This is a genomic window from Rhizobium sp. PDO1-076, assembly GCF_000247475.1.
Taxonomy (GTDB): Bacteria; Pseudomonadota; Alphaproteobacteria; order Rhizobiales; family Rhizobiaceae; genus Allorhizobium.
In genome coordinates this window covers 1-2876 of sequence record NZ_AHZC01000194.1, presented here as the reverse complement: position 1 = coordinate 2876, position 2876 = coordinate 1, and the positions used below count along the sequence as shown (strand labels likewise).

5 protein-coding genes are annotated in these 2876 nt (G+C 58.1%); 1 reads left to right on the top strand and 4 read right to left on the bottom strand.

The features are described 5' to 3' along the window. Window positions 1-309: 309 nt before the first annotated feature. From PDO_RS12045 to PDO_RS27880, 4 genes are all read right to left on the bottom strand, one after another. Window positions 310-612, bottom strand: a complete 303-nt coding sequence (locus PDO_RS12045; RefSeq protein ID WP_009109863.1) for a hypothetical protein — start codon at window positions 610-612, stop codon at window positions 310-312. A 119-nt stretch (window positions 613-731) separates the two neighbouring features. After that, entirely contained in the window at window positions 732-1019 is a 288-nt protein-coding gene (locus PDO_RS12040) for a DUF1488 family protein (RefSeq protein WP_009109861.1), read from the bottom strand. Further along, window positions 1016-1264 carry a hypothetical protein gene (locus PDO_RS12035; RefSeq protein WP_009109859.1) on the bottom strand — a complete coding sequence of 83 codons (249 nt, stop codon included), beginning with the start codon at window positions 1262-1264 and terminating at the stop codon, window positions 1016-1018. Before PDO_RS12035 ends, PDO_RS12040 begins: the two co-directional genes overlap by 4 nt. Window positions 1265-1719: 455 nt before the next feature. Continuing rightward, window positions 1720-1980, bottom strand: a complete 261-nt coding sequence (locus PDO_RS27880; RefSeq protein WP_009109857.1) for a hypothetical protein — start codon at window positions 1978-1980, stop codon at window positions 1720-1722. 356 nt (window positions 1981-2336) lie between these two features. Between PDO_RS27880 and PDO_RS12025 the strand changes: the two genes are divergently transcribed. Next, window positions 2337-2606, top strand: coding sequence for a DUF982 domain-containing protein (locus PDO_RS12025; RefSeq protein ID WP_009109855.1), 270 nt, complete (start codon window positions 2337-2339; stop codon window positions 2604-2606). Window positions 2607-2876 lie beyond the last annotated feature (270 nt).

Genomic DNA, 2876 nt, shown 5'->3' with positions numbered 1-2876 from the left:
AGACCTTTGAGGGTGAAGGGCGCATCGAAATGCACGGTTCTCGTCTTCGTTCGCGTAAACATCTGAGACTCCTTTGCGGGGGATCGGTGTCATGTGGCGGCGGTGCAGAGATCAGCTCGGGATGCGACCTCAGTGTTCATCAAGCCTGCTTCGGCGGAACAGCGGGCCGCGCTGTAAACGGATGGATACTGCAATCCGGCCGCTTCCCGGCCCCTGACCTGATCTCGAAGACGTTCGGTCGGCATGTCGCTGACACGATCCGCTTTTTACGGATGTCAGCCAGTATGATCACCTTGTCCGAAGTCCCCATTAGCCGCCGCTCCTCACGGTTGTAGCAACCTGATCGCGACCACAGGGACTTCCGCCCTCGCCTTCCCAGCGCGACAGAGCCGTAGCGTGACTGAAAACGACAGTCTCCCAGACGGCTGCCTGCATATCGCTCATGACCATTCCCTTGCGAAGGCGGTCGATGATCACGACCTCTCTTGCATAGTTGCCACCTGACTGCGCCCGGAGACCCGCGCTCGAGTAGCTTGAACGGTGGAGCAGCGCACGCAGAAGCGCCAGGTCAGCCAGCTTTCGCTCACACTCTGGAGGATCGTTCTTCAGCATGGTCGAAGGCCGAATGTCTGCCCGAGGCGGTCGTCATGGACGATCAATGCAGTGGATTGCTTACGATCGACCATGACTTGTTCCTCTTCCGAGTTCGCCAAGCGCTTTGATTGGCGTCGTCAGGTCGCCGACTGGAGGGACGACCCGAATGCACTGAGATCGAGTTCGATCATATGTCGTCGCCGAGACTGATAGGCTTGCTTCGCTGTCGTCAGGATGCGCTCCCGCAGGCGATCGAATGCCAGGAGATAGTCGCATTCCTTCCGGCGGTTGGTCGCCCCCTCACGGTCAAAGAGTGCGACAGGCAATAGAAACAGAACCTGGTTCAGACCATCATGCCCGATGAAACGAATGAAACCGCGGGTCTCGTCATAGGCACGGGTCGGATTGGGGAAAAAGAGGGTCACAGGCTCGTGACCTGACAGCTACTTTTCAGCCGCGCGAGGACGGCCTTGTCTGCCCAGAGGTTCACGGCGGAAATCAATTCGCCGGATCTGTGGACGCCCTTCTGGTAGAGGGTAATCGCATGGCGCGCCGCGCCGCGGTCCAGTTCGCAAAGCGGTTCTTCATCGCGAAACCCGGCATGCCGCAGCGCGTTTCTGATGATGCTGATGTCGAAGCTGCCGATAGGCTGATGAAGGTCGGAAGACATGACGTCCTCCTTTATTGGGGCCAGGGTGAGTGCCGCCCAGAAAATGGCAGTGCCCGTTCAATGGCTGCCACTTCGATGAATATGGGCTGGCTTGTCAGAACTTGCAAGGACCTTTAAAAAATATCCATAGGGCGCGATCGGAGTCGCCGTCGTCATATGGTCAGTGCCGCGCGTCGCTCCGGCACGAATAAAGTCTCCTTTACGGCTGCCTTCAAAGAAGGGATGGCTTGCTGTGGCATGTCTTTAACCTGAGCGGCGCGGCCAGAGCGATCCACGAAATCTGTCGTCGTGATTCACACTCCTTGCGCTGGCGTGGATGCGGAAATAATTGCCGCTCTGGCGCCATGTTCACATCAGCTCAAATCCAGGGCACAACGATAAATCCACGCTCGCTCGCGGCGCATTGCTGACAGGGCGAGCTGATCGACTGCTTTCGGGTATCCAACCGACCACCTTCAATGGCCGAAATGAGAAGGCGCTAAGCAGCCGCAATGGGCCGCTACCCTCGGCTGGAGCGATGGGGTGCGCAGCGTCTTCCAGACGACGCAGCCGAACTTGTATTTCGTCTCAAGCTCCGCCTGCTTCTCGTCGCCCAGGCGGACGTAGGAAGCGTGGGCAAGTTTGTCGCCGTCGTCTCGCGTCGAGGCGTAATCGCACGATCCCCAGACCTTGTCCGTCGATGACCAGTGCGCACAGTTTTCACATCGCCTGCTCATGCAGTATCTCCTGGAATGTTGAAGAGGTAGGACTGGTTTCGCTCCAGGCGACCAAGCGAGCGGATTGATCCATAAGACCTCTGTCCGAGCTTTCGCCCCATCAGTGCGGGCCTTGGTCTCGACGCGGTGCCATCCACGCATGGCGCTGTCGTATAGTTCTGATTGGTATCCTGAGATGATCACCATCGCGCGCGATGCGTCGAACACCCTGCGGCGAACGTTTGAGTGGTTCATTCCCCACCTAGCAGCGACACTGGAAGGTGCCTCTCTCCGATTAGCAAGTGCACGCCGTGGAGGGCCATGATAGGGTCCGTCTCCGGGGGGCATTCTCTCGGTCTAACCGAAGGAAACCTCCTATGGGTTCTGTGATCGAGATTGGCTTCCAACTTAATTGGAAGCAGCCTGTTTTGGTTGGCGAAGGTGACCTCTGCGACACCGCAATCTTGGGGCCCCGTGCTGGCCTGAAATACCTGCAGGACAGCTTGCCATTGCGCTCCGGAAAAACGTACTGGAATGCGATCAACGAATGTAGCGCTGCTCTTCGCCACGGACGTGATTTGGACCGATCTAGGGTATCTTTCATTGCCGCCTACGCGGAATGCATGGTGAAAATTGATGGCCATTAGGCACCGCCCGCGGGTTCTGTCAGGGCGACGGTCATTCCGAGCTCTCCGTGACGGCAACGGCTGATCGCAGCAGATCGTTCAATGACTCGAGTTCGGCAACGCGGGCCGCGGCGGCTCTTACTTCGCGTCGAAGGCGGCACACATCCGATAGGTGTGAATGTGTATCGTCAATTTCGACGCCTTTGGCTGCCGATGCCTTCTCGGCGCAAGGCCCGCACCGAGCGCGGTCGGTTTCATAAAAACAATCTTCGGGGTGCGGGCAGACTTCTT

Coding starts and splice junctions, on each gene's coding strand:
- PDO_RS12045 (WP_009109863.1), bottom strand. CDS start 612: ATGCTGAAGAACGATCCTCCAGAGTGTGAGCGAAAGCTGGCTGACCTG.
- PDO_RS12035 (WP_009109859.1), bottom strand. CDS start 1,264: ATGTCTTCCGACCTTCATCAGCCTATCGGCAGCTTCGACATCAGCATC.
- PDO_RS27880 (WP_009109857.1), bottom strand. CDS start 1,980: ATGAGCAGGCGATGTGAAAACTGTGCGCACTGGTCATCGACGGACAAG.
- PDO_RS12025 (WP_009109855.1), top strand. CDS start 2,337: ATGGGTTCTGTGATCGAGATTGGCTTCCAACTTAATTGGAAGCAGCCT.